Below are 25,059 nucleotides of genomic sequence, written 5' to 3' on the forward strand. Positions count from 1 at the left end.
GCCGCCGGGAACGACGGGTGTTCAGCCGCCGTTCTCCGAGAGTTCCGCCAGAGTCCGCGCGACGAGCGCCGACACCGGTGCCAGCGCACGCTCCCGTTCTTCAGGGACCAGGCCGATGCGTGACCGTCGATCCAGCACATCGTCCACCGTGAGCGCGAGTTCAGTGCGCACGGCCGAGACCACGTCCTCCCTCGTCAGGAACAGGCCGTCCGCCACGGGTTCCGACGGGCCGCCCGCCGCATCCACCAGCCGCAGCGCCGCGGTGCGACTCGGGCGCTGCGGCAGACCGTGCAGTCGCACGGCCAGGTCCACTGCATCCTCCGCCATCCGCCGGTACGTGGTCAGCTTGCCGCCGAGCACCGACACGAACCCGTCGTCGGATGCCGCGACGAGATGCCGCCGAGACACGTCGGCCGTCGATTCGCCACCGGTGTCGACCAGTGGACGCAGCCCGGCGAACGCGCCGCGGACGCGGTCACGGCCGATCGGCTCGGCGAGCACCCTGTTCACGCTGTCGAGCAGGAAGACGATCTCGGCCTCGGTCGGCGCGGCCACCCGGGGAACGGGCTCCGGGGCGTCCTCGTCCGTCAGGCCGACGATCACCCGGCCGTGCTGCTGCGGCAGCGCGAAGACGTATCTGCTGATCGAGCCCGGATGCGGGATCGTCAGGGCCGCCGCGGGATGCCCGAGATCGGCGGCATCCAGCACGATGTGCGTACCCCGGCTCGGGCGGACCGCGATCGCGGGGTCCAGCGTGCCCGCCCAGACACCGGTCGCGTTGATCACGCTCCGAGCGCGCAGTTCGAATCGCTCGCCGGTGAGCGCGTCCTCGGCGCTCGCCCCGTCGCCGCGCAGCTCGACGGCGCGAACCCGCGTGAGGATGCTCGTCCCCAGACCCGCGGCGGTGCGCGCCACCGTGACGACCAGTCGCGCATCGTCGACGAGCTGCCCGTCGTAGGACAGCATGCCTCCGCGCAGACCTTGAACGGAGAGCGCGGGGACCAGGCGCCGCGCCGTGCGCGCCGACACGGCCCGCGGCCCCGGCAGGGTCCTGCGGGAGGTGTGTGCGCGCATCCGCAGCAGATCGCCCATCACCATGCCCACCGCACCGGCGGAGCGCTGCGAGAACGTCACGCCCGGTGCGAACGGCAGCAGCTGGGGGAGCGGGCGGATCAGGTGTGGCGCGATCTGCGTCATGAGGAGGTGGCGTTCGAGTGCACTCTCCTTCGCGGTAGCCACGTCGCCGGTGGCGAGGTAGCGCAATCCGCCGTGCACCAGTTTCGAACTGAACCGGCTGGTGCCGAACGCGAGATCCTCGGCCTCGACGAGCGTGACGCTCAGACCGCGCGAGGCGGCGTCGAGAGCGACGCCGACGCCGGTGATTCCGCCTCCGACGACGAGAACGTCGACGGTCTCACCGGCCGCGCGCGACAAGTCGTCCCGGCGTCGTACGGCGTTGAGGTCGGCGGAGGTCGTGATCATGGCCGCAGCAGCCCGTCCAGTGCGGCGCCCAGCTCTCGTTCCCACGCCTCCTCGTCGATGAGTTCGGCCACGGTGCCGTGCGAGAGCACGGCGGACTGGGCGACGAGCAGCAGCATCACGGCGATCTCCTGCGGCGGAGCGGTTCGCACGGTGCCACCCGGCTGCGCGGCGGAGATCGCCTGCGCCAGCCAGCCGATGATCATGCGCTGGCTGGAGCCGACGCGCTGCAGCGTGTACCGGGTGAAGGCCTCGGGCTCCTCGGCGAGGAGCCGTCCGTAGACGGCGTCACCGCGGAACAGGCGGATGAAGCGCAGCACGTCCGCGACCACCTGTGTGCGGTCCCGTTCGCGTGCCGGGAACTGCGCCAGGATGCCGGCGGCGCGGCGCAGCAGTGCCGTGCGGACGACGTCGTCGGCATCGCTCCAGCTGCGATAGATGGTCGGACGGCTGACCTCGGCGCGGCGGGCGAGCTCCGCGATGGTCACATCGTGCACTCCGCGGCGCACGATCACCTCGTCGGCGGCGTCCAGGATGCGGCTCTGCGTCGCGTCCCAGTTCGGGAGCGCGACGGTCGGCAGGACCTCTTCGAATTGACGTTCTTCCACAATGTGTCACACTGTAACGCATGATCGACGAAGACGGCAGAGTCGCCGAAGACGCGCCGATGCGCTGGAACGGCTGGGGGGACCCGGCCAAGGAGCAGGATCTCCCGCGTGCTGTGCGCACACTGCTTCCGCTGCTCCTGGGACGCATCCGCCGGCCCGAAGAAGCCGTCGCGCTCCCGGACGTCGTTCTTCCGGACTCCGCTCTGACCGACGACGACCTCGACGCGTTCCGCGCCGTGGTCGGCGTCGAGCACGTCGACGTGTCCTCCGACGCACGCGTGCGGCACGCCGGCGGCCGATCGACACCCGACCTGCTGCGCCGGCGGATGCCGCGGCAGGACGCCCCGGACGCCATCGTGCGCGCCGGCACTCATGCCGATGTCGTGGCCTGCCTGACGATCGCTTCGGAACGGGATCTCGCCGTCATCCCGTTCGGCGGGGGAACCAGCGTCGTCGGGGCACTCGACCCCGAGCGCGGTCGCCATCGCGGCGTGGTGAGTCTCGATCTGCGCAGGCTGTCGGGCCTGATCGCGCTGGACGAGATCAGTGGTGAGGCGGTCCTCGCGGCCGGCACGAGCGGGCCGGAAGCGGAAGCGCTCCTCGCCGCCCGCGGCTACGAGCTGGGTCACTACCCGCAGAGCTTCCGCTACGCGACGATCGGCGGCTTCGCGGCCGCCCGTTCGTCGGGGCAGAACTCCGCGGGCCATGGCCGCTTCGAGACCATGGTCACCGGCATCCGCGTCGCCACTCCCACCGGCGTCCTCGAACTCGGCCGCTCGCCGGGATCGGCGGCCGGTCCCGACCTCGTGCGGGTCTTCCTCGGGTCCGAGGGGATCTTCGGCGTCATCACCGAGGTCCGCCTGCGCGTGCATCCCGTCCCGCAGGAGCGCGTCTTCGAGGCCTGGACGTTCCGCGACTTCGCCTCAGGTGCCGACGGCCTGCGCCGTGTCGCGCAGCGCGGAGGCGGACCGACCGTCATTCGGCTGTCCGATGAGGCGGAGACAGCGGTGAGCCTGGCGCAGGTGGGGAAGATCGGCAAGCTGCTGGCAAAGGGCGCCGGCGTCGTCACCGTCTACGAGGGCGACGACATCGCCGAGCGCCGTGCGCGCACCGCCGAACTTCTCACCCAGGCGGGCGGCAGATCCTCTGGACAGGGCGCCGCAGAGGACTGGCTGGAGGGCCGCTTCGACGGACCGTACCTGCGCGATTCCCTGCTCGACGCCGGAGTGTTCTGCGAGACTCTCGAGACCGCGACCACCTGGTCGAACCTGCAGAACCTCCGCGATGCCGTCGAGAGCGCGCTCCGCGAGGGGTTCGCCGCCGAGAGGGCGAAGAGCTACATCATGTGCCACGTCTCGCACATCTACCCGACCGGGGCTTCGCTGTACTTCACGGTCCTCGCCGGCCTCCGCAGCGAGCCGCTGGACGCCTGGCATCGGGTGAAGTCCGCCGTGAACGACGCGATCATCGCCTCAGGAGGCACGATCAGTCATCATCACGCCGTGGGCAGGGACCATGCCGCGTGGCTCGAGCACGAGATCGGCGAGACCGGCATCCGCATCCTGCGTGCGATCAAACGCGAGCTCGACCCCACCGGCATCCTCAACCCCGGCGCCGTCATCGCCGAGCAGGATGGCTGAGGTGCGCGATCACATCGCGCTGCTGGCGAACCCGGACGCAGGAAAGGGGCGTGGGCGGGACGCCGCGAGCACCGCGCTCGCGCACCTCCGAGATCGCGGCGCGGAGGTGCGCATCCATGCCGGCCGGTCCGCGGCCGACACCGCCGCGCTGGCCGCGCAGGCCGTGGCCGCCCAGCCTCGCGCGCTCGTCGTCGTCGGCGGCGACGGCACACTCTCCGGCATCCTCGACGCGGTGCGCGGAACCGGAGTGCCGATCGCGCTCGTGGCCGCGGGGACCGGGAACGACCTGGCCCGAGCACTCGGGCTCCCGCGGCACGACGCAGCTGCGGCAGCGGAGCTCGCACTCACCGGGGTGCCGCGGTCGATCGACGTCGGCGAGATCCGCACACCGGCGGGAGTCGCCCCGTTCCTCACCGTCGCGGCGCTCGGTTTCGACGCCAAGGTCAGCGATCGCACCAACCGGCTGCGCTGGCCCCGTGGCGCGTTGCGGTACTACCTCGCGCTGATGATCGAGCTCATGCGGCTGCGGCCGATGGACTTCGTGGTGTCCGCGGACGGAGAGCAGGCCGCGCAGCGGCCCGGCACCCTGATCGCGGTCGCGAACACCGCGAGCTACGGCGGAGGGATGCCGGTGGCCGCGGGCGCCGCACCGGACGATGCGCTGCTGGACGTGGTGCACGTCGCGCCGCTCGGACGACTCCGGCTGGCGATGCTGTTCCCGCTGCTGCTGCGCGGTCGGCATCTGGAGCGGCCGGAGGTGACGCATCGGCAGGCACGCTCGGTGACGGTGCGTGCGCCGGGCCTCGTGGTCTACGCCGACGGCGAGCGGATCGGCGAGGACGAGTGCACGATCACCGTGCAGCCCGCGGCACTGACCGTGATGGTTCCGGGGGAGGAGACACATGACTGACTTCGACGAGGATGTCGTCGTCATCGGATCCGGCTTCGGAGGATCGGTCGCGGCCCTCCGGCTGGCGGAAAAGGGCTACCGGGTGCGCGTCTACGAGGCCGGGCGCCGCTTCGAGGATGAGGAGTTCGCGAAGACGTCGTGGGACGTACGCCGGTACCTGTGGGCGCCGGCGATGGGATGCTTCGGAGTGCAGCGCATCCACCGACTGCCGGACGTGATGATCCTGGCCGGTGCAGGCGTCGGCGGGGGATCGCTGAACTACGCGAACACGCTCTACCAGCCGGGGTCGGCATTCTTCACCGACCCACAGTGGGACGGCATCGCCGACTGGGAGGCGGAACTCGCTCCGCACTACGCGACGGCGGAACGGATGCTGGGCGTCGTCGAGCAGTACCCGCACAATGGGCCGGTGGAGCGGATCATGGCGGGCGCCGCGGAGGACCTGGGTGTCGGAAGCACATTCCGCCGTGCGCCGGTCGGTGTGTTCCTGGGCACACCGGGCGTGCGGGTGCCCGATCCGTTCTTCGACGGCGAAGGCCCTGAGCGCACCGGATGCACGCTGTGCGGCAACTGCATGGTCGGCTGCCGCGTCGGCGCCAAGAACACCCTGATGAAGAACTACCTCGCCCTCGCAGAGCGACGCGGCGTCGTCATCGAGCCGCTCCGCACGGTCACCGAGCTGCGCGCGCTCCGGGGCGGCGGCTTCGCCGTGACGACCCGGCGCAGCGGCGCCTGGCTGCGGCGCGGTCGGCGCACGGTCACAGCGAGACAGGTCGTGCTCGCGGCCGGCACCTGGGGGACGCAGCAGCTGCTGCACCGGATGAAGGCATCGGGCGCGCTCCCGCACCTGTCCGACGCGCTCGGAAGGCTCACCCGAACCAACTCCGAGGCGCTCGACGGCGCGATCGCCACGCGCGTGCCCGCGTCGCTGGAGTTCACCCGCGGTGTCGCCATCACCACGTCCTTCCACGTCGACGAACGGACCCACGTGGAGAACGTGCGCTACGGGCCAGGCTCGAACCTGATGGGCGCCTTGGCGACGATCCTCGTCCCCGGAGACCTGCCGCTGCACCGGCGCCTCGGCCACCTGGTCGGGCGGGCGCTGCGGAACCCGGTGCGGCAGTTGCGTCTCGGCTCGCTGCGCCGGTGGAGTGATCGCGGCATCATCGCGCTCGTGATGCAGACCGCCGACAATTCGCTGACGCTCTCGCTGCGCCGGCGCTTCGGACGTCTGGTGATGACCAGCCGGCAGGGACACGGTGAGCCCAACCCCACTCACCTGCCGCAGGCGCATCGTGCGGCCGAGGCGATCGCCTCGCGAATCGAACGCGACGGCGGAGTGACTGCCGAGGCCCGAGGCTCGTGGCCCGAGGTGTTCGGCATCCCGCTGACCGCCCATTTCCTGGGCGGCGCCGTCGTCTCGAGAAGCGCCGAGGAGGGCGTCATCGACGCCTACCACCGCGTGTGGGGGCATCCGGATCTGCACGTGGTGGACGGCTCCGCCGTGCCGGCGAACCCTGGCGTGAATCCGTCTCTCACGATCACCGCACTCGCGGAGCGTGCGCTGTCGTACTGGCCTGCTGCGGGGGAGACTGACCCGCGGCCGGCACAGTAGCCCGGCACGACGAAAGGGACGGGAGAGGATGTTCCTCTCCCGTCCCTTTCGTGACGTGATCAGGCGATGCCGCGGATCGCCGGGGTGTGGAAGGTGCCACCGAAGACGCGCTCCGAGGCTCCCTCGCGGTCGAGGTACGGCGACGCGCCGCCGTCGATGAACGGCCAGCCGGCGCCGAGGATCAGGCAGAGGTCGATGTCCTCGACCTCGGGCACGACGCCCTCGTCCAGCATGAGGCGGATCTCCTGCGCGAGGCCGTCCTGCACCCGACGGAGGATCTCGTCAGCGGATGCCGGGGCGTTGCCCGCGACCTGCTTGACGAGCTTGTCCGCCGCCTTCGTGAACCCGGTCACCCGGCCGCCCTTGTCCTTCTCGACCACCTGATCGAGGTCGGCCAGGGCGTGGAAGTTCTCGTTCGCGTAGAACCGCTCCGGGAAGTGCGCCACCATCGTGTCCTGCACGTGTGCGGCGACCTTCCAGCCGACCAGGTCGATGAGCTGGAACGGACCCATCGGCAGTCCGAGCGGACCGAACGCCTTCTCGACGTCGGCCACCGGCGTGCCCTCGTAGACCGCCCGCGCGGCCTCGCCCATGACCTTGGCCAGCAGACGGTTCACCACGAAGCCGGGGGCGTCCGCCGTGAGCACGGCGTTCTTGCCCAGGCCCTTGGCGACCACGAACGCGGTCGACAGCGCAGCCTCGGTGGTCGTCGACGTCTTCACGATCTCGATCAGCGGCATGACCGCGACCGGGTTGAAGAAGTGGAAGCCGACCAGTCGCTCGGGGTGGTCGAGCTTCGAGCCGATCTCCTCGACCGACAGCGACGAGGTGTTGGTCGCGAGGATCGCGTCCTCGGCGATGATCTTCTCGATCTCGCCGAACACCTGCTGCTTGACGCCGACCTCCTCGAACACGGCCTCGATCACGAAGTCGCAGTCGGCGTACAGGCTCTTGTCGGTGGTGCCGGTGACGAGCGAGCGCAGCTTGTTGGCCGTGTCGCCGTCCAGACGACCCTTCGCCTCGAGCTTGCCGATCTCGTCGTGGATGTACGCCACGCCCTTGTCGACGCGGGCCTGGTCGAGGTCGGTGATCAGCACCGGCACCTGCAGCCTGCGCACGAACAGCAGTGCGAACTGGCTCGCCATCAGGCCCGCACCGATGATGCCGACCTTCGTGACCTTCTTCGCGAGCGCCTTGTCCGGGGCGCCGACCGGGCGCTTGGCCCGCTTCTGCACCAGGTCGAAGGCGTACATCGACGCGGCGAACTGGTCGCCGGTGACGAGCTCGGCGAGTGCCTCGTCCTCACGGGCGAAGCCCTCTTCCTTCGTGCCGCTGCGGGCCTTGTCGAGCAGTTCGAGCGCGGCATAGGGCGAGCGCGGCACGGTGCCGATCTTCGACTCCAGCATCCCGCGCGCCATCTTGATGGCGACCGGCCACTTGACGGTGCGCTCGATCTTGCCAGGAACGTTCTTGCGCTCCACCTTCTTGCCGCCGAGGACAGCGTCGGCCCAGCGCAGCGAGTCCTCGAGGAAGTTCGAGGCGGGGTAGATCGCGTCGAAGATGCCGAGCTCGAACGCCTGCTGCGGCTTGAGCATGCGGTTCTGCTTGAGCGGGTTCGAGATGACCACCTCGAGGGCGTTCTCGATGCCGATGAGGTTCGGCAGCAGATAGGCGCCGCCCCAGCCGGGGATGATCCCGAGGAACACCTCGGGCAGCGCGAGCGCCGCGGCCGAGGCATCCACCGTGCGGTAGGTGGAGTTCAACGCGATCTCCATGCCGCCGCCGAGTGCGAGGCCGTTCACGAACGCGAAGCTGGGCACGCCCAGCTCGCTCAGCGAACCGAGCACCTTGTGGCCCAGCTGCGCGATGAGGCGCGCGTTGTCCTTCGAGCCGACCTTGCTGATGTCGGACAGGTCGGCGCCGGCGGCGAGGATGTACTGCTTGCCGGTGATGCCGACCGCCTGGATCTCTCCTGCTGCCGCGCGCGCCTTGAGGCCGGCGAGCGTCTCGCCGAGCTCGGTCAGCGTGGCGGGGCCGAGCGTGTTCGGCCGGGTGTGGTCGCGCCCGTTGTCGAGCGTGATCAGTGCGAGGACCTTGCCGGAGGCGAGGCGCACGTCGCGCACGGGCGAGTGCGTGATGACCTCGCCCTCGGTGAGGGCCATGATCGGCGAGAAGTCGATGTCGTCGTAGTTCGTCATGGTGCGTGCCCTTACTTGCGCTTCTTCTTGCCGTCGAAGAACGGGTTCTCCCAGATGACCGAGCCGCCCTGGCCGAGTCCGACGCACATGGCTGTGAGACCGTACTGCACGTCGGGACGCTCGGCGAACTGCGCCGCCAGCTGGATCATCAGACGGACGCCGGTCGCGGCGAGCGGGTGGCCCAGGGCGATCGCGCCGCCCCACTGGTTCACGCGCGGGTCGTCGTCGGCGATGCCGAAGTGGTCGAGCAGCGAGATGACCTGGATGGCGAACGCCTCGTTCAGCTCGAACAGGCCGATGTCGTCGATCGTGAGGCCGGCCTTCTTCAGGGCCTTCTCGGTCGACGGGATCGGGCCGATGCCCATGATCTCGGGCTGCACGCCGGCGAACGCGAACGACACCATCCGCATCTTCGGGGTGAGGCCGAACTCCTTGACGGCACCGCCGCCGGCGAGCAGCGACATGGTCGCGCCGTCGGTGAGCGGGGAGGAGGTTCCCGCAGTGACGCGGCCGTGCGGACGGAACGGCGTCTTCAGGGTCGCGAGGTCCTCCATCGTGGTCTGCGGGCGACGGCCCTCGTCCTCGGTGGCCAGGCCCCAGGCGCCGTCTGCGCCCTTGGTGGCGACCGTGACCAGGTCGGGCTGGATCTTGCCCGCGTCGTACGCAGCCTGCACCTTGTGCTGGCTGAGCATGCCGAAGCGGTCGGACCGCTCCTTGGTCAGGTGCGGGAACCGGTCGAAGATGCGCTCCGCGGTGACACCCATGTTCAGGGCGCCCGGGTCGACCATCTTCTCGGCGACGAAGCGCGGATTCGGGTCGGCGTTGCTGCCGATCGGGTGGTGCCCCATGTGCTCGACGCCGCCGGCGAGGGCGAAGTCGTACATGCCGACGCCGATCGAGGCGCCCATGGTGGTGACGCTGGTCATCGCGCCCGCGCACATGCGCTCGATCGCCAGACCCGGAACGGTCTGCGGAAGCCCGGCCAGGATCGCGACCGAGCGTCCGAGGGTGAGGCCCTGGTCGCCGGTCTGGCTGGTCGCGGCGATGGCGACATCGTCGATGCGGTCCGCGGGTACGCCCGGATTGCGTTCCATGAGTCCGATGGTCGCCTTGACGGCGAGGTCATCCGCGCGGGTGTTCCAGTACATGCCCTTCTCGCCGGCGCGCCCGAAAGGTGTGCGCACTCCGTCGACGAAGAAGACGTCCGAGATCTCGGCCACTCTGCCTCCAGTGTTGTGGGATGGTCCCAGCCTAGGAAGGCGGAGCGGGCACGGGGAATCGCTTGGATCGAATCTACGATTCGTCGGCCGGGGCCTGCTCAGACGATTGCCCGGCTTCTACAAAGGCATCGGCGATCTTCTGTGCGGTCCGCTCAATCTGCCAGTGCCGTGCACCGAGCGCAGCCAGGGCCTCGCCGACGGCGGCGGCAGTGGGCTCCTCCGGCGGATGCCACGCGATGCGGCGCAGGTAATCAGGCGTGAGCAGGTTCTCGGTGGGCATGTGCAGCTCTTCGGCCGTGGCCTCCACCACCGGGCGGGCGGCCTTCAGCCGCGCATCGGCCTCCGGGTTGCGATCCGCCCAGGCGCGCGGCGGCGGCAGCGCGTCGCTGGGAACGCGTTCGCGCGGGAGATCGGTCGACGCTCGCCCACGCTCGATCGCATCCCACCAGCGGTCCAGTTGCGTCCTGCTCGCGCGGCCGTTGAACTCCTTCATGCCGGCCAAGGCCTGCTTGGTCGACGGATTGCCGAGAAGTGCGGCGAGCAGTGCCCGGTCGGGAACGAGGCGCCCCGGGGAGACGTCCATCTCCCTGGCATACTCCTCGCGCGCCGTCCACAGCTCTCGGGCCACGGCGAGGTTACGGGCTCCGCGCACCTTGTGCAGGCCGCTGAGGCGCCGCCAGGGCTCTTCGCGCGGAGGCTTCGGCAGACGCGACAGGGTCGCGGCGAACTCCTCGCCGGCGATCTCGGTCTTGCCCGTCTCGGCGAGTTCCGCCATGAGCGCGTCCTCGACGTCGATCAGGTGCAGCACGTCGAGGGCCGCGTACTCGAGCCAGGACTCGGGCAGCGGCCGGGTCGACCAGTCCGCCGCGGAGTGCTCCTTCTTGAGCGTGATGCCGAGGGTCTCCTCGACGACGGCGGCGAGACCCACCCGTTCGTGGCCGAGCAGGCGCGCGGCCAGCTCCGTGTCGAACACGGACGCCGGTTCGAGGTCCAGCTCGCGCAGCGACGGGAGGTCCTGACTGGCGGCGTGGAAGACCCACTCCGCTTCGCCGATCGCCTCCTGCAGCGGGGCGAAGTCGCCGATCGCCGGCGGGTCGAACAGGAACACCCCGGCATCGCGCCGGAAGACCTGTACGAGGTACGCGCGCTGGGAGTATCGGAACCCCGACGCCCGCTCGACGTCGACAGCGACCGGTCCGTCCGCCTCGGCGAGCTGTGCCGCCGCCTTCTCGAAGGTCTTGCGATCGGAGATCACTTCATAGTCAGCCACGGCCGCCCTTTCTCGCGCCGAACACGGCGACGTTCTCAGAGCCGGGCGGCAGCCCTGCAAGCATACCGACCAGCTCCGCCCATGCCTCGGCGTGCGGGCGGATCGGGCCCTCGGGAGTCCAGGAGGCGCGCAGTTCGATCTGAGCGCCATCGCCCTGCTCGGAGAGACCCCCGAAGCCCTTGGACAGCGTCTTCGTGGAGGTGCCGGAGGCGGAGTGGTAGACGGCGTCGCGCGACTCGAGCGCATCGACCAGCCACGACCACGTGACGTCGGCGAGCAGGGGATCGGTGCCGATCTCGGGCTCGAGCGGGGCCTGGGCGAAGGTGACGATGCGCCACGCCCCGTCCCAGGCGGCCGGCTCCTCGGGGTCGTGCAGCAGCACGAAGCGCCCTGTGCCGTAGATCGAGTCGCCGTGATCGTCGGGTCGCACATCGGCGGCGAGGGCGAGCGAGAACGGCGCGAGTCCTGCTGGCGAGGGGATCTCCCGGACGACGATGTCCGAGCGGAAGGCGATCTCGCGCAGCTGCGTCGCGGCGGCGTCGAAGAGCGCAGCGGAATCCGGGTGGGCGGTCACGGCAACAGGCTAGAGTCAGGAGGCGATGAAGAGTATCAGGCACGCCGTAGCGGTGGCCGTACCCGCGCTGGTCGCGGTCGCTGCGGCAGGTGCCGCCGCGGCCGCCGTGTTCGCCACAGCACGCCGCGTGGTCACGCCCACCGCCCGCAGCAACGACACCGAGATCCTGGCCGTCGACACCGGCGCCCAGACGATCGAGCTGACACGCACCGCCGACACCGAGCTGCCCGGACGATACGGCCTGTTCACGACCGGCACCTACGGGTATGTGAAGCTCGGCGCCGTGCTCAGCGCGGACCAGCGGAAGGTACGGCGCAAGCTGCTGACGCAGATCGACGTCGGCGCCAAGGTCGACCGCGGCGCAGCGTTCAGCGGCTGGTACTACTCGACGCCTGCGGAACTCCACCTGCCGTACGAGACCGTGCTGATCGGCTCCCCGGCGGGGCCCTGCCCGGCATGGTTCTTCCCGGCGGCTCCGGATGCCGCGACGTCGGACTCCGCGGCATCCGAGACCTGGGTGATCCAGGTGCACGGTCGGGGCACGACTCGCGCCGAGTGCCTGCGTGCCGTGCCGGTGTTCCACTCGCTCGGCATGCCGACGCTCGTCGTCTCGTACCGCAACGACGGCGAGGCTCCGCGCAGCAGGGGTGGTTCGTACGCTCTCGGCGCGTCCGAGTGGCGAGACGTGGATGCCGCGATCGGCCATGCGCTGCGGCACGGCGCGAAGCGTGTCGTGCTCATGGGCTGGTCGATGGGCGGGGCGATCGTGCTGCAGGCATCCGTCAACTCCGCGCACCGGGAGGCGATCGCGGGTCTGGTGCTCGATTCGCCCGTCGTGGACTGGCGCACCGTGCTGCGGTTCCAGGCCCGCGAGGCCGGGCTCGTCGAGCCTTTGCCGGCGCTCGCGATGGAGGCGCTGTCGACACCGTGGTCCGCGCGTCTGGGCGGCGCGGAACAGGCCATCCCGTTCGACAGCCTGGACATGGTCGCGCGCGCCGACGAACTGGCGGTGCCGATCCTCATCCTGCACAGCGACGACGACGGATTCGTCCCGTCCGACGCCTCGCATGCGCTGGCCGCGGCGCGACCCGACCTCGTGACGATGCCGGAGTTCGCCGTCGCTCGGCACACCAAGCTGTGGAACTACGACCAGATCTCCTGGACGACCGCCATCACGGACTGGATCTCAACCATCATCGGTCCCTGAGCCTGTCGAAGGGCAGCGCTTCTGCGTGACCTGGTTCTTCGCGCGCATCAGCATGCCCGTCATGCCGCCGATGCGCAGCGGCGAGACCAGCTTGGTCAGACCAAGGCTCTGCGGATAGTCGTTCGGGATCGCGAGCACCTCGTCGGCCGTCAGACCGTCGATGCCCTGTACGAGGATGCTGGCGAAGCCGCGTGTCGTGGGCGCCTCGGGCGGCGCGGTGGCGTGCATGTGCACCACGTCGTCCTGCACATCGAGATGGATGAACACGGGGGACTGGCACTCGGCGACGCGCTCGTACATCTCGGGGTGGTCTGCGAGCTCGGCGGGGACCGCAGGCAGTTCGTTCGCGAACTCCAGCAGCAGGGAGAGCCGATCGCTCTCGGGCAGGTCGAGGAAGTCGTCGCGGATCTCGGCGAGGGTGTCGGGGACGTGCTCAGTGCTCATCCCTGACATCCTCCCATGCTCAGAGCGAGCCGGGCTCGGCGCCCGTCGCGATCGGCACGCGCACCGCGCTGCCCCACTCGGTCCACGAGCCGTCGTAGTTGCGCACGTTCTCGAAACCGAGCAGGTGCTGCAGGACGAACCAGGTGTGGCTGGATCGCTCCCCGATACGGCAGTAGGCGACGATCGCGTCGCCGTCCTTCAGCCCGGCGCCGTCGCGATAGATCGCCTCGAGCTCCGCGCGCGTCTTGAACCCGCCGTCCTCGGCGACTGCCCTGCCCCACGGCACGCTCTGCGCGGTGGGGATGTGACCGGCGCGCAGCGCGCCCTCCTCGGGGTAGGCCGGGGCCGAGGTGCGCTCTCCGCTGTACTCCTCGGGGGAGCGGACGTCGATCAGCGGACCCTGGCCGATGAAGGCGACGACGTCGTCCTTGTACGCCCGGAGCACCGAATCGTCACGCTGTATGACCGGGTACTCGGTGCGTGCGCGCTCGGCCGGGGCCGTGGTGATCTCGCGGCCCTCGGAGATCCAACGATCACGACCGCCGTCCAGCAGGCGCACGTCCTCGTGTCCGAACAGCGAGAACACCCACAGGGCGTAGGCCGCCCACCAGTTGTTCTTGTCGCCGTAGATCACGACCGTGTCATCCCTGGAGACGCCCTTGCGGCTGAGCAGCTCGGCGAAGCCGGCGCCGTCGACGTAGTCGCGCACGACCGGGTCGTTCAGCTCGGTGTGCCAGTCGACCTTCACCGCGCCGGGGATGTGCCCGGTCTCGTACAGCAGCACGTCCTCGTCGGACTCGACGACCACCAGCCCGGGGTCGCCGAGGTGCGCGGCGAGCCACTCCGTGGTCACGAGGCGGCCCGGCTCGGCGTACTCGGCGAACTTGGCGGAAGTGGTGTCGAACTCGATGGGCACGGAGGTCTCCTGTGATCGGGCGAACGGGTGGTTCGGGCGGACGGCGTAATGTGGAGCCGTCCCCTTTGACGATAAGCCTCCCCGCGGCAGTGCGCATGCGGATTACGAAAGACGTCTACACGCGAATGACCCAGGCGACCAGCACCGGAATCGTCCACATCACCGATCGGGTGCCGGTGGTCACCGGCAGCGAGATGCTGGCCAGCCTCGTGCCCCCGCCGCAGTTCGACGGAGCGACCTTCGAGAGCTATCGGGCGGATTCGGCCTACCCGTCTCAGGAGGATTCCAAGGAGAAGCTGATGCGCTTCGCCGGGGGAGCGGTGCAGCCGGTGAAGCGCGGCGGCCTGTTCCGGCGCGCTCCCAAGGAACCGGAGGTCAAGCCGGGCGTGTACCTCGACGGCGGCTTCGGCGTCGGCAAGACCCACCTGCTCGCGTCGATCTACCATGCGATGCCCGCCCGCCGGAAGTACTTCGGCTCCTTCATCGAGTACACCGCGCTCGTCGGCGCGCTCGGCTACAAGAACACCGTCGACCTGCTGCGCGGCTCGGACCTGCTCTGCATCGACGAGTTCGAGCTCGACGATCCGGGCGACACCATGGTCATGACCCGGCTTCTCGGCGAGCTCGTGGCCTCCGGGACCAAGCTCGCCGCAACCTCGAACACTCCGCCGAACGCCCTCGGCGAGGGGCGCTTCGCCGCCCAGGACTTCCTCCGTGAGATCCAGGCGATGTCGGACAGCTTCGAGACGCTGCGGATCGACGGCGTCGACTACCGTCAGCGGGCGATCGACGGGCATTCGATCGTGCTCGACGATGCCGGTTTCGCGGTCGCCATCGAGCAGGGGGCCGCGGGCGGCGTGGCATCGGACGACGAGTTCGACGAGGTCATCAAGCACCTCGCCCAGGTGCATCCTTCCCGCTACATCCGCCTGATCGACGGACTGAACCTGATCGGGTTGCGGGGCGTGCACGTCCTGACCGACCAGTCGGAGGCGCTGCGCTTCGTCGCCTTCGTCGACCGGGTCTACGACGCGCAGATCCCTGTCGTCGCCACCGGGACACCGCTCGACGAGGTGTTCTCCGAGGAGATGCTCGGCGGCGGGTATCGCAAGAAGTACCTGCGGGCGATCTCGCGCCTGAACGCGCTGACGCATTCCGCCGCGTAACACGACGTTCACACGGGAGGCCGCTCCGTAACACGTTCGGAACACAGCGATCGATCAGCGGAAACGCGACAGTTCCACACTGAACCTCAACTTCTTCTCCCGAAAGTGAGGTTCGACATGGATGCACCGGGGAACATCTCCTGGGCCGTGACGGCGACAGCGCTGGTGCTGCTGATGACGCCGGGTGTCGCGTTCTTCTACGGCGGTCTGGTCAAGGCCAAGAGCGTCATCAGCATGATGATGATGAGCTTCGGTGCGATCGGGCTGATCGCGGTGCTCTGGACGCTCTACGGCTTCTCGATGAGCACGGTCGACGACCCTATGCAGTTCGCAGGCAACCCGTTCGCCGACTTCGGTCTCGCCGAGTCGGCATCGGAGCCCGGCGCGAACGTCGGGCTGCTGAGCGTCGCCTACGGTGCGACGTTCGCCATCATCACCGTGGCGCTGATCTCGGGGGCGATCGCCGACAGGGCCAAGTTCGGCCCGTGGCTGATCTTCGTGGGCGTCTTCGGCACGATCGGCTACTTCCCGATCGCCGCGTGGGTCTGGGGCGGCGGCTGGATCATGAACCTCGGTTCGTGGCTGTTCGGTGCCGACAGCGGGATCGCGGTGATCGACTATGCGGGCGGCACCGCGGTGCACATCAACGCCGGTGCGGCGGCACTCGCGCTCTCGCTCGTGCTGGGAAAGCGCATCGGCTTCCAGAAGGGCATCCAGAAGCCGCACAACGTGCCGCTCACCCTGCTCGGCGCAGCACTGCTGTGGTTCGGATGGTTCGGCTTCAACGCCGGAGCCGAGTGGCTTGCTGAGGACATGGGCAAGGTCGGGCTCATCGCGATCAACACCATGGGTGCCGCAGCCGCGGGCATCCTCGGATGGATCCTGGTCGAGAAGATCAAGGACGGCAAGCCGACCTCGGTGGGCGCGGTCTCGGGCGCGGTCGCGGGCCTCGTGGCGGTCACGCCGGCGTGCGCGAACCTCGCACCGGGATGGGCGCTGCTGCTGGGCGCGCTGTCGGGCATCGCTTGCGCGGTGGCCGTGGAGGTGAAGTACCGCCTCGGCTACGATGACTCGCTGGACGTCGTGGGTCTGCACCTGGTCGGCGGACTGCTGGGAACCGTGTACCTGGGCTTCTTCGCCACGGGTCAGGGGCTGTTCACCGGCGGTGACCTGCGGCTGCTCGCCGTGCAGGTGATCGCGGCCGGCGGCGTGATGATCTACTCCTTCGTGGTCGCCCTGGTGATCGGCTGGGGGATCGAGAAGACCATCGGATTCCGCGTCACCAGTGACGAGGAGATCGCCGGTGTCGACCTCGCCGTGCACGGCGAAGAGGGCTACGCCCTGGACGAGCAGCCGGTAGCGGTGCGCTGAGGAGCGAACGCGGAAGAGGCCGGGGATCCGTTGGGATCCCCGGCCTCTTCGCATGCATGTGAGAGGCTCAGGACTCGTCGGAGTCCTCAGTGGTGTCTTCGCCCTCGCCTTCGGCGGCGTCCTCGGCCGGCTTCTCCTCGCCTGACTCGTCCTGCTCAGCGGCATCCTCGTCGGACGCCTCGACCTTGACGGCGGAGATCTCGAACTCGAGAGTGATCTTCTCGGAGACGAGCACCCCGCCGGAGTCCAGGGGAGTGTTCCACACGAGGCCGAAGTCGCGGCGGTTCAGACGGCGGGTGCCCTCGAAGCCGGCGCGGAGCTCGCCGTAGGCACCGGTCTCGAGGCCGATCAGCGCGAGCGGGATCATGACCTGCTTGGTGACGTCGCGGATCGTCAGGTCGCCGGTCACCGAGAACGCGCGGTCGTCGACCTCTTCGATGTGCGTGCTGACGAAGGTGATCTCGGGCCACTTCTCGGCGTCGAAGAAGTCAGCGCTGCGCAGGTGGTCATCACGCTGCTGCACACGGGTGTCGACACTGCCGACCTTCATGACGACCTTCGCCCAGGACTGATCCGGGTTCTCGGTGTCCACGTGCAGGTGACCGGTGATCTCGTTGAACGCGCCGCGGACTGTCGTCACCATGGCGTGCTTCGCAGAGAACCCGATGCGAGTGTGTGTGGGGTCGAATTCCCAGTCGCCGTTGACTTTCTCGAGGTCGATCACGCGTGTCTCCTATTCGTTCTCGCTCGGGATGACGAGAGATCCGTCTGAGCATAGCAACCTGGGCTGTGCGCATCGCCGTGTGCCTCACCTAGGGTGGGCGAGTGAGTAAGACCAACGGCATCCTGTCCACGCTCGTCGACGTGCTGCAGAGACTCCTGCGTCAGGAATCGACCACTACCCCGGTCAGGTCGCGCCTTCCCGACCAGCCGCCGCGCACCGCGGGGGAGGACTCGGGGCGGATGCCGGGCACGGAGACGGTCCGGATCGACCCGGAGCGCATCCGTGATCTGCGGGTGTCGTACGCGCCGCAGCGCGACGGTGCACCGGATGCCGGAGAGGTGATCTGGACGTGGGTTCCCTATGAGGAGAACGACGGCCGGGGCAAGGACCGTCCCGTGCTGGTGATCGGCCGGCAGTCGGCGGAGCGGGTGTACGCCGTGCGCATGACCAGCAAGCCGCACAACGGCGACCGGGATTACCTGTCCATCGGCTCCGGCGGGTGGGACGGTCAGGGGCGCGAGTCCTGGGTGGACATCGAGCAGCTCTACAGCGTGCACGACCGGGGGATGCGTCGTGAGGCCGCGATCCTCGACAAGGACAGGTACAAGCGCGTGGTCGCCGCGCTGATGCGCCGGTACGGATGGGCGCGGACGGACTGAGGCCGGGAACGACGAAGCCCGGGATCGGAACGATCCCGGGCTTCGGATGTGGAGCGGATGACGAGACTCGAACTCGCGACCCTCACCTTGGCAAGGTGATGCGCTACCAACTGCGCTACATCCGCGTGGGCGATGCCGGACTCGAACCGACGACCTCTTCCGTGTGAAGGAAGCGCGCTACCAACTGCGCCAATCGCCCATGTGTAGTTGTTCTGTGCACTGCGGCACGAATGAAAAGCATACCTGATGTCGAGAGTGGTCCCGGCATCGGGGTCCGGGCCGGGCGTGGCGTTCGGACGGCTGTCGGCCGGACACGCCCGACGGCGTCATCCGGTTTGGCGAACCTCTGATCCTGAGCTAATGTATTTCGAGTGCCCGGTACGCCGGAAACATGAAAAACTGAACAGTATGCGGATGTAGCGCAGTTGGTAGCGCATCACCTTGCCAAGGTGAGGGTCGCGAGTTCGAGTCTCGTCATCCGCTCGAGTGCAGGTGCCCCAGCCAGGGGTGCTGGCATGTGGGTTCGAATCCACCTCGCGGTGGCGTGGCCGAGCGGCTAGGCACCGGCCTGCAAAGCCGTTTACACGGGTTCGAATCCCGTCGCCACCTCTCGAAAAACTGAACAGCCCATTGGGCGCGATTGGCGCAGCGGTAGCGCGCTTCCCTGACACGGAAGAGGTCACTGGTTCGATCCCAGTATCGCGCACAGACAGAAAACCCCCGGTTCACCCGGGGGTTTTCCTGCGTCAGGGGGCACTGGCCGGGAGCCGTGAGCCGAGGCCCGCTCGCCAGATGGAGGACACCGGCTGTTCACGTGCGCGTACGGTTCTCGTCACCGGGATCCGGTCGAGTGGCTCCGACCCTGGAGAACCTCTGCCCTTTGGAGCGCCCGCATGCCTGTGCCGAGCCCGAAACCATCCCTCATATATCGTCCTGTCGCCGCAGTGACCGCGATCATCGCGGTCGCAGTGTCCGGCGGGGCGTTCGCCACGACGCCGGCCACCGCCGCTGAGCCAGGTGTCGTCGTGAACGAGATCGTCTACGACGACGTCGTGCCCGGCGCCGTCGACGCGATCGAGCTGTTCAACGCCGGCAACGGCGCTGTCGACGTGTCGGGGTGGGGCGTCTTCGACGACAAGCGCGACGAGTCCGGCACGATCCCGGCGGGCACGACTCTCGGCGCGGGAGAGTTCCTCGTACTGGAGAAGGGCGGCTCTCCGCTGGGGTTCCCCTTCGGGCTCGGCAAGGGTGACACGGTCACGCTCGTGAACGCCTCGGGCGCGGATGTCGATTCATTCGCCTACACGGGGGATGCTCCGCTGGGTGACTGGTCGCGCTGCGCGGACGGCGGCGAGTGGGCCCCCGGAACGGCGCTCACGCTGGGTGCCTCGAACAACTGCGAAGCACCCGCGCTGCCTGGCCGCGTGCTGTTGAACGAGGTCGACTCGGGGCCCGCCGACTGGATCGAGCTGATCAACCCGGGCACCGAGGCAGCCGACCTCTCCGGTGTGGAGATCCGCGACAACTCGGACGACCACCGCTGGTTCTTCCCCGCCGGAGCGAGCATCGCAGGCGGCGAGCGCGTCGTCGTCGAGGCCTCGACGCCCGGCCTCGATGTGAACGGCGTTCCACAAGAGTTCCAGGCGGCCATCGGCATCGGAGCATCCGACTCGATCCGCGTGTTCGCGGCCGACGGTACCCTGCTCGACCAGACCTCGTGGACCGGGCATCCCGCCATCGACGGCGATGAGGCGGCGGCGAGCTACGCGCGCTGCCCCGATGCGTCCGGCGCCTTCGCCCTGGCGCGAGTGACTCCCGGAGCTCCCAACGACTGCGTACTCCCGGACATCGCCGTGAACGAGGTGGAGTCCAACGGAGATGCGACCGACTGGGTCGAGATCATGAACACCGGCAGCACGCCCGTCGATCTGTCCGGTTGGACCCTGATGGACAGCGACCCGGCGGGCCACGCGGCCGACGTCACCCCCGTGGCGGCGGGCACGACTCTCGCTCCCGGTGAGTTCTTCGTCTTCGACGGCGGCACCCACTACGGCTTCGGCCTGGGTGGAGCGGATGTCGCGACGATCCGGAACGCCGACGGCCTCACCGTCGCGGAGTACGCCTGGAACGAGCACGCTGCCGTCACCTGGGCCCGCTGCCCCGATGGCACGGGAGAGTTCGCCGACGCGAAGAACGCGAGCAAGGGCACCGCGAACTGCGGCGACGGCGGCGGCGAGCAGCCCGGCGGTCCCGAGGAACCCGGGGCTGCGGCATGGCCGGGGTCGCCGGATGTGACGGTCGTCGATGAGACCGCGATGTTCCTGGAGGACTCCTCGGGGCTCGACACGCAGGCCACGCCCGACGGTACTGTGCTCTGGGCGGTCGACAACGGCACCGGCACCTTCTGGAAGCTGAACGCCGCGGCCGACGGCACGGCGACCTTCGCCGACGGCTGGGCGGACGGCAAGCGCGCCCGCTTCCAGCGCGACGCCGGCAACCCTGCCGCGGCCGGACCCGACTCGGAGGGCATCACGGTCGACGGCGAAGGCCGCGTCTACCTCGCATCCGAGCGCGACAACTCCAAGAAGGGCGTGAACCAGAACGTGGTCCTCGAGGTCGACCCGGACGCACCCGGTCCCGACGTGGTGGCGGACCGGGAATGGGACCTCACCGCGACCCTGCCGCAGGTCGCCGCGAACACCGGCATCGAGGCGGTCGAGTGGGTGGCCGACGAACGGCTCGCAGGCAAGCTGGTCGACCGGAACACCTCGGCGCCCTACGACCCGGCCCGCTACCCCGGGCACGGCGACGGGCTGTTCTTCGTCGCTGTCGAGGACAACGGCTTCGTCTACGCCTACGCACTCGGCGACGACGGCGGCATCGCTCAGGTGGCCTCCATCGATCCCGGGCTCGGGGGAGTGATGGCCCTCGACTACGACACCGCCCTCGGCGGCCTGTGGGCCGTCTGCGATGATGGCTGCGAGGGACGTTCCGCTCATATCGCGTTCACCGGCTCGGTGCCGGAGATCTCCCTGTTCGATCGCCCGGCGGGCATGCCCAACCTCAACAACGAGGGCTTCGCGACCTCGCCCGAGTCCGTCGCGGTCCAGGGCGACGCTGCGCGCACCGCGCGCGCGGCATCCGGCCCGACCGCGGATGCGGCGGCCGCGGCGGCACGTCCGGTGTGGTGGTTCGCCGACGGAGCCCAGCCCGCGGCGCTTCGCAGCGGCACCCTTCCCGCCGTCTCATCGGAGGTGCCGGGCGAGCCCGGTCCGGGTGAGGGCGGCTCCGGACCCGGCTCCGGTGGAGGAGAGTCGAGCCCCGGCCAGCCCGGCGGAGCGGGAACGTCGACCGGTGAGGCCGCGGACGGCACGCTCGCCGCGACGGGCATGGATCCGAGCTTCCTCGCTCTGATCCCGATCGCTCTGCTGGCGGTGCTCGCGGGAGCGGTGCTGGTCCTCGTCGCACGCCGTCGCCGCGCCGCCTGAGTACGGCGGGAACCCCGGGAGAGCCGGGGTTCCCGCCGCGTTCCGGAGTCGCTGCCATGAGACCGATCCAGGGGTCAACCCCCTGCGCGTTGCGCTCCGTCTTCTCTACTGTTCACAGTGCTGTCACACGGTGTGAGAGCGGAGAGGGCACTCGTGCTTCCGGTGATCGATTCGCTGGCCCAGCTCGAGGATCTCGTCTGGGAGATGCCCGGTCTGGGCATCCGCTACTCCGCCGGCTGGGAGCATGATCGCGACGAGGAGTCGATCGATCACGAGAGCGGCCTTCCCCTTCCCGGCCTGTCGGTGAACCCGCTGGATCCGGAGCCGTGGTGGGATCGTCCACTGCGGCAGTGGCTGGCCCGTCAGCTGTGCCAGTACCGCCACCTCGCCGAGGAGGACGACGACCGGCACGCCTGGATCCTCGCCGGACGTCTCGTCGCGCGGGGCCCGGACTGCGAGCCGTTGTTCGCCGATGTCGAACCCGTCGCGGACCTCGCCCCCGAGGTCATCGCGGAGGCCGAGCGGGTCTACGCGAAGCACTTCGCGGTCGGACGCGGACCCACCGACTGAGCACTGCAGGCCCCATATCGGGGTTCCGAGGCCCCGCCGGCGTACCGTGGCGTCATGACGACGTTCGTGCTCATCCACGGCGGCGGGGACACCGGCTGGTCCTTCCACCTCGTGGCGGCGCAACTCGAGGCTCGCGGGCACGAGGTGATCGCCCCGGATCTCCCCGCCGGCGACGACGCGCTCCGGTTCGAGGATTACGTCGACGCCGTCGTCGCGCTCGTCGACTCCGGCCGTGAGGTGGTCGTGCTCGGTCATTCCTTCGGTGCATTCACCGCCCCGCCGGTCGCCGCGCGACTTTCCGCCGCCGCGCTCGTGCTCCTCGCCGGGATGGTGCCGAGGCCGGGCGAGAGCGCGGAGCAGTGGTGGACGGCGACGGGATACGCCGACGCGGTCGCCGCTCAGGCGGCGCGCGACGACGGGCTCACCGGCAACGACGATCCGTACGTGACCTACTACCACGACGTGCCGCGAGCTCTCGCGGAGGAGGCACTTCGTCGCGAGAGCGACCATCCGTCGACGGCCGCCTACGCCGAACCCTGGCCTCTCGCCGCGTGGCCCGACGTGCCCACCCATTTCCTGCTCTGCACCGAAGACCGCTTCTTCCCGCCGGACCTGTTCCGCCGGATCGTTCCCGAACGCCTCGGCATCGTCCCCGACGAGGTGCCCGGCGGCCACTGCGTCGCGCTCAGCCGGCCGGCGGAGCTCGCGGACAGGCTCGAGGGGTACGCGGTTCCGACGCGGTCCTAGCGGCAGCGGGCTCCGGCGCCCGCCGGCTGAACCGATGTCGCGCGGATCAGCGCATCGAGTTGTGCCGCATCCAGTCGTCCCAGCTCATCGACGCGCCGATGGTCACCGGGTCGGCGATCGAGGCCCGCAGGCCGCGCAGGTAGTACTCGAGGTGGCGCAGGTTCAGCGCGCGGTCCTCATCGGGATCGTCGGATGCCGAGGGGCGCAGGTGCACGATCGCGGCCATGACGTCGCCGGGGCCGAAGCCCTCCGGAACGAGCGCCCGCTCGGCATCCTGCGCGACGAGTGCGCACAGCGCATCGTGCAGTTCTTCGGAGAGTCGCTCGATCTCGGGCGTCATCGGCATGCTGCGGTTCAGCAGCGTCGGCAGGTGCCCGCCGGCCTGGCCGAGGTGCGTGCGCAGGAAGAGGGCGACTGCGCCATCCTCTCCGGCATCCGACGCGCTGGAGCGCGCCGTCTGCACGATGTCTTCGAGTGAGCTGCGGCGCAGCTCGCGGATCAGGTCGTCCTTGCTCGCGTAGCGGCGATAGATGCCGCCCACGCCGATGCCGGCGCGCTCCGCGATCAGCGACATCGGCGCGTCATAGCCGCGTTCGGCGAACACGTCGCGCGCAGCTCGGAACAGGGCGGCGTCATTGGCGCGGGCCTCGCGGACCCGCCCGGGAGCGGCTGCGGGATCGTCGGGCATTTGGCCACGGTAGCAGAGGGGAGTTAGGCTCGGACGGGTGAACGGAACATTCCGTTCCGATTGGAGACCCGATGACGACCGACACGCTGCCCGTCGTGGCATCCGACCAGAACGACGGGGGACCGGCGTCGCCGCGACGCTGGTTCGTACTCGCCCTCGCCCTGGCGGTGCTGACCTACTCGATGATGCAGACGATGCTCCTGCCGGTGCTGCCCGCGCTGCAGAGCGCGCTGCACACCGACGGCATCGGCGTGAGCTGGATCCTCACCGCCTACCTGCTCAGCGGCGCCGTCGCGGCGCCGGTGCTGGGTTCGTTCGGCGACCGCTTCGGGCACCGCAGGATGCTGCTCATCGCCATGGGCGTCTTCGTGGCCGGCAGCGTCGTCGCAGCGGTCGCGCCGAATCTGTCCGTCATCCTGATCGGCCGCGTGCTGCAGGGCGCCTCGACGGCGTCGTTCCCGCTGGCGCTCGCGATCGTCGGCACGCACCTGGCAGGCGACGCGCGTCGATCGGCAACGGGATGGCTCAGCGGCACCGTGGGGCTCGGTGCAGGACTCGCGCTCGTCATCGGCGGGATCATCGCCAGCCTCGCCCCGTGGCAGGTGCTGTTCTGGGTGGGCGCGGTGTTCGGGGCGGCGTCGATGCTCCTCGTCGCCATCTCGGTGCCGTCTCACGCCGTGCACGGCCAGGCGTGTGTCGACTTCGCCGGCATCGGCCTTCTCGCTGCTCTCCTCGTCGGCGTCCTGCTGGTGGTGTCGCAGGCATCCAGCTGGGGGATCACCTCGCCGGGCATCATCACCTCGGCCGTCGTCGCCGTACTGGCCGGCATCGCGCTCTTCGTCGTCGAGCGGCGGGTGCCGGCGCCGCTGCTCGATCTCCCGGTGCTGTGGCGACCCACCATCGCCATCGGCAACCTGCTCGCCGTCCTCCTCGGCTTCGTGCCCTACCTCTTCTACGTGGGGATGCCGCTGCTGCTGCAGACCCCGCAGCCGGCCGGCGCCGGCATGGGCCCTCAGGCCACCGGCTGGGTGATGTTCCCCGGCACCATCGTCGCGTTCATCGGCGGCCGGTTCGCCTCCGTGCTGATGCGCAGGATGCGCTCAGCCTGGGTCTCCGCCCTCGCCATGGCCTTGATCGCGGTCGGCGCGGTCGGCATCGCGCTCTGGCCGCATGATCTGACGGCGAACATCCTCTTCTACGCGGTCATGGGTCTGGGGGCGGGCATCGGCACGACGGTGGTCGCCGACCTCATCGCTCAGGGATCCGAGCCGCACGAGCTCGGCGGGCTGCTCGGCGTCAACGGCGTGCTGCGCACCGTCGGATCATCGTTCGGTGCACCGATCGCCATGCTGATCATCGCCGGCGGGTCGGGCGTCGGCGGGTTCGTGGCGCTGTTCCTCGTCGCTGCACTGGCCAGCATCCTGGGCGTCGTGCTGTCGATGTGTCTGCGGTCCGGGTCGCGCACGCGGGGCGAGTAATCTGGGTACGACCCCTGGATGGAGATTGTCTGTGTCTGAGAACGCCCAGCCGAACGCCGAGAAGCGCGACGGCTTCGCCCTGTTCAC

21 protein-coding genes and 5 tRNA genes are annotated in these 25,059 nt (G+C 69.5%); 14 read left to right on the forward strand and 12 right to left on the reverse strand.

All coding sequences use genetic code 11. The features are described 5' to 3' along the window. Positions 1-21: 21 nt before the first annotated feature. A complete protein-coding gene (locus tag DY023_RS09165) occupies positions 22-1,482 on the reverse strand; it encodes a glycerol-3-phosphate dehydrogenase/oxidase (protein WP_116242041.1) in 1,461 nt (486 codons plus the stop codon). Beyond that, a complete protein-coding gene (locus tag DY023_RS09170; RefSeq protein ID WP_245958647.1) occupies positions 1,479-2,087 on the reverse strand; it encodes a TetR/AcrR family transcriptional regulator in 609 nt (202 codons plus the stop codon). Before DY023_RS09170 ends, DY023_RS09165 begins: the two co-directional genes overlap by 4 nt. Positions 2,088-2,107: 20 nt before the next feature. On the opposite strand from DY023_RS09170, the gene DY023_RS09175 reads away from it, so the two are divergent. From DY023_RS09175 to DY023_RS09185, 3 genes are read left to right on the forward strand one after another with little or no spacing between them, the layout of a single operon-like run. Then, on the forward strand, positions 2,108-3,727 hold the full coding sequence (locus DY023_RS09175; protein WP_245958648.1) for an FAD-binding oxidoreductase: 1,620 nt from the start codon (positions 2,108-2,110) through the stop codon (positions 3,725-3,727). Then, a complete protein-coding gene (locus DY023_RS09180; protein WP_245958649.1) occupies positions 3,720-4,637 on the forward strand; it encodes a diacylglycerol/lipid kinase family protein in 918 nt (305 codons plus the stop codon). The genes DY023_RS09175 and DY023_RS09180 overlap by 8 nt, the downstream gene beginning before the upstream one ends. Next, positions 4,630-6,252, forward strand: coding sequence for a GMC oxidoreductase (locus DY023_RS09185; protein WP_116242043.1), 1,623 nt, complete (start codon positions 4,630-4,632; stop codon positions 6,250-6,252). Before DY023_RS09180 ends, DY023_RS09185 begins: the two co-directional genes overlap by 8 nt. Positions 6,253-6,311: 59 nt before the next feature. Here the strand turns inward: DY023_RS09185 and DY023_RS09190 are convergent, their stop codons facing one another. From DY023_RS09190 to DY023_RS09205, 4 genes are all read right to left on the reverse strand, one after another. Then, positions 6,312-8,450, reverse strand: coding sequence for a 3-hydroxyacyl-CoA dehydrogenase NAD-binding domain-containing protein (locus tag DY023_RS09190; RefSeq protein ID WP_116242044.1), 2,139 nt, complete (start codon positions 8,448-8,450; stop codon positions 6,312-6,314). An 11-nt stretch (positions 8,451-8,461) separates the two neighbouring features. After that, a complete protein-coding gene (locus DY023_RS09195) occupies positions 8,462-9,670 on the reverse strand; it encodes a thiolase family protein (RefSeq protein ID WP_116242045.1) in 1,209 nt (402 codons plus the stop codon). Positions 9,671-9,743: 73 nt separating this feature from the next. Next, positions 9,744-10,940, reverse strand: coding sequence for a ribonuclease D (locus DY023_RS09200; RefSeq protein WP_116242046.1), 1,197 nt, complete (start codon positions 10,938-10,940; stop codon positions 9,744-9,746). Next, complete coding sequence (locus DY023_RS09205; protein ID WP_116242047.1) at positions 10,933-11,514, reverse strand: DUF3000 domain-containing protein; 582 nt, start codon at positions 11,512-11,514, stop codon at positions 10,933-10,935. The genes DY023_RS09200 and DY023_RS09205 overlap by 8 nt, the downstream gene beginning before the upstream one ends. A gap of 25 nt (positions 11,515-11,539) precedes the next feature. Here DY023_RS09205 and DY023_RS09210 point away from each other — a divergent pair, with 25 nt between their 5' ends. Beyond that, the gene (locus DY023_RS09210; protein WP_116242048.1) at positions 11,540-12,721 is read left to right on the forward strand and encodes an alpha/beta hydrolase family protein; all 1,182 of its coding nucleotides are present in this window, start codon (positions 11,540-11,542) and stop codon (positions 12,719-12,721) included. On the opposite strand, the gene DY023_RS09215 is transcribed toward DY023_RS09210, so the two are convergent. Together DY023_RS09215 and DY023_RS09220 are read right to left on the reverse strand one after the other, a co-directional pair. Further along, a complete protein-coding gene (locus DY023_RS09215; protein WP_181905786.1) occupies positions 12,701-13,165 on the reverse strand; it encodes a SufE family protein in 465 nt (154 codons plus the stop codon). The genes DY023_RS09210 and DY023_RS09215 overlap by 21 nt on opposite strands. Before the next feature lie 19 nt (positions 13,166-13,184). Then, positions 13,185-14,081 (reverse strand): sulfurtransferase, encoded by an 897-nt coding sequence (locus DY023_RS09220; protein ID WP_116242050.1) that lies wholly within the window; start codon positions 14,079-14,081, stop codon positions 13,185-13,187. 125 nt (positions 14,082-14,206) lie between these two features. Here DY023_RS09220 and zapE point away from each other — a divergent pair, with 125 nt between their 5' ends. Together zapE and DY023_RS09230 are read left to right on the forward strand one after the other, a co-directional pair. After that, positions 14,207-15,247, forward strand: coding sequence for a cell division protein ZapE (zapE, locus tag DY023_RS09225; RefSeq protein WP_116242051.1), 1,041 nt, complete (start codon positions 14,207-14,209; stop codon positions 15,245-15,247). A gap of 117 nt (positions 15,248-15,364) precedes the next feature. After that, positions 15,365-16,618, forward strand: coding sequence for an ammonium transporter (locus DY023_RS09230; protein WP_116242052.1), 1,254 nt, complete (start codon positions 15,365-15,367; stop codon positions 16,616-16,618). Positions 16,619-16,685: 67 nt separating this feature from the next. Here the strand turns inward: DY023_RS09230 and DY023_RS09235 are convergent, their stop codons facing one another. After that, positions 16,686-17,342 (reverse strand): YceI family protein, encoded by a 657-nt coding sequence (locus DY023_RS09235; protein WP_116242053.1) that lies wholly within the window; start codon positions 17,340-17,342, stop codon positions 16,686-16,688. Between the two features lie 101 nt (positions 17,343-17,443). Here DY023_RS09235 and DY023_RS09240 point away from each other — a divergent pair, with 101 nt between their 5' ends. Beyond that, positions 17,444-18,001 carry a type II toxin-antitoxin system PemK/MazF family toxin gene (locus tag DY023_RS09240; protein ID WP_220347271.1) on the forward strand — a complete coding sequence of 186 codons (558 nt, stop codon included), beginning with the start codon at positions 17,444-17,446 and terminating at the stop codon, positions 17,999-18,001. A gap of 49 nt (positions 18,002-18,050) precedes the next feature. Here DY023_RS09240 and DY023_RS09245 read toward each other — a convergent pair. After that, positions 18,051-18,126 (reverse strand) — tRNA-Gly (locus tag DY023_RS09245). 1 nt (position 18,127) lies between these two features. Beyond that, a tRNA-Val gene (locus DY023_RS09250) sits at positions 18,128-18,200 on the reverse strand. A 211-nt stretch (positions 18,201-18,411) separates the two neighbouring features. Here DY023_RS09250 and DY023_RS09255 point away from each other — a divergent pair. The 6 genes from DY023_RS09255 to DY023_RS09280 all read left to right on the forward strand — a co-directional run bounded on the left by DY023_RS09255 (position 18,412) and on the right by DY023_RS09280 (position 22,806). Next, positions 18,412-18,484 (forward strand) — tRNA-Gly (locus DY023_RS09255). Between the two features lie 55 nt (positions 18,485-18,539). Next, positions 18,540-18,610, forward strand: a tRNA-Cys gene (locus DY023_RS09260). A 25-nt stretch (positions 18,611-18,635) separates the two neighbouring features. Further along, positions 18,636-18,707: transfer RNA gene (locus DY023_RS09265), tRNA-Val, on the forward strand. A 238-nt stretch (positions 18,708-18,945) separates the two neighbouring features. Then, a complete protein-coding gene (locus tag DY023_RS09270; RefSeq protein ID WP_245958650.1) occupies positions 18,946-21,489 on the forward strand; it encodes a lamin tail domain-containing protein in 2,544 nt (847 codons plus the stop codon). A 153-nt stretch (positions 21,490-21,642) separates the two neighbouring features. Next, the gene (locus DY023_RS09275) at positions 21,643-22,059 is read left to right on the forward strand and encodes a DUF6098 family protein (protein WP_220347273.1); all 417 of its coding nucleotides are present in this window, start codon (positions 21,643-21,645) and stop codon (positions 22,057-22,059) included. Positions 22,060-22,113: 54 nt separating this feature from the next. Further along, the gene (locus DY023_RS09280) at positions 22,114-22,806 is read left to right on the forward strand and encodes an alpha/beta fold hydrolase (RefSeq protein ID WP_116242057.1); all 693 of its coding nucleotides are present in this window, start codon (positions 22,114-22,116) and stop codon (positions 22,804-22,806) included. 46 nt (positions 22,807-22,852) lie between these two features. On the opposite strand, the gene DY023_RS09285 is transcribed toward DY023_RS09280, so the two are convergent. Further along, a complete protein-coding gene (locus DY023_RS09285; protein ID WP_181905787.1) occupies positions 22,853-23,494 on the reverse strand; it encodes a TetR/AcrR family transcriptional regulator in 642 nt (213 codons plus the stop codon). A 71-nt stretch (positions 23,495-23,565) separates the two neighbouring features. On the opposite strand from DY023_RS09285, the gene DY023_RS09290 reads away from it, so the two are divergent. Then, positions 23,566-24,972: an MFS transporter gene (locus DY023_RS09290; RefSeq protein WP_116242058.1), complete on the forward strand. Its 1,407-nt coding sequence runs from the start codon at positions 23,566-23,568 to the stop codon at positions 24,970-24,972. Positions 24,973-25,059: the final 87 nt, after the last annotated feature.

Source organism: Microbacterium bovistercoris (assembly GCF_003387575.1).
Taxonomy (GTDB): Bacteria; Actinomycetota; Actinomycetes; order Actinomycetales; family Microbacteriaceae; genus Microbacterium; species Microbacterium bovistercoris.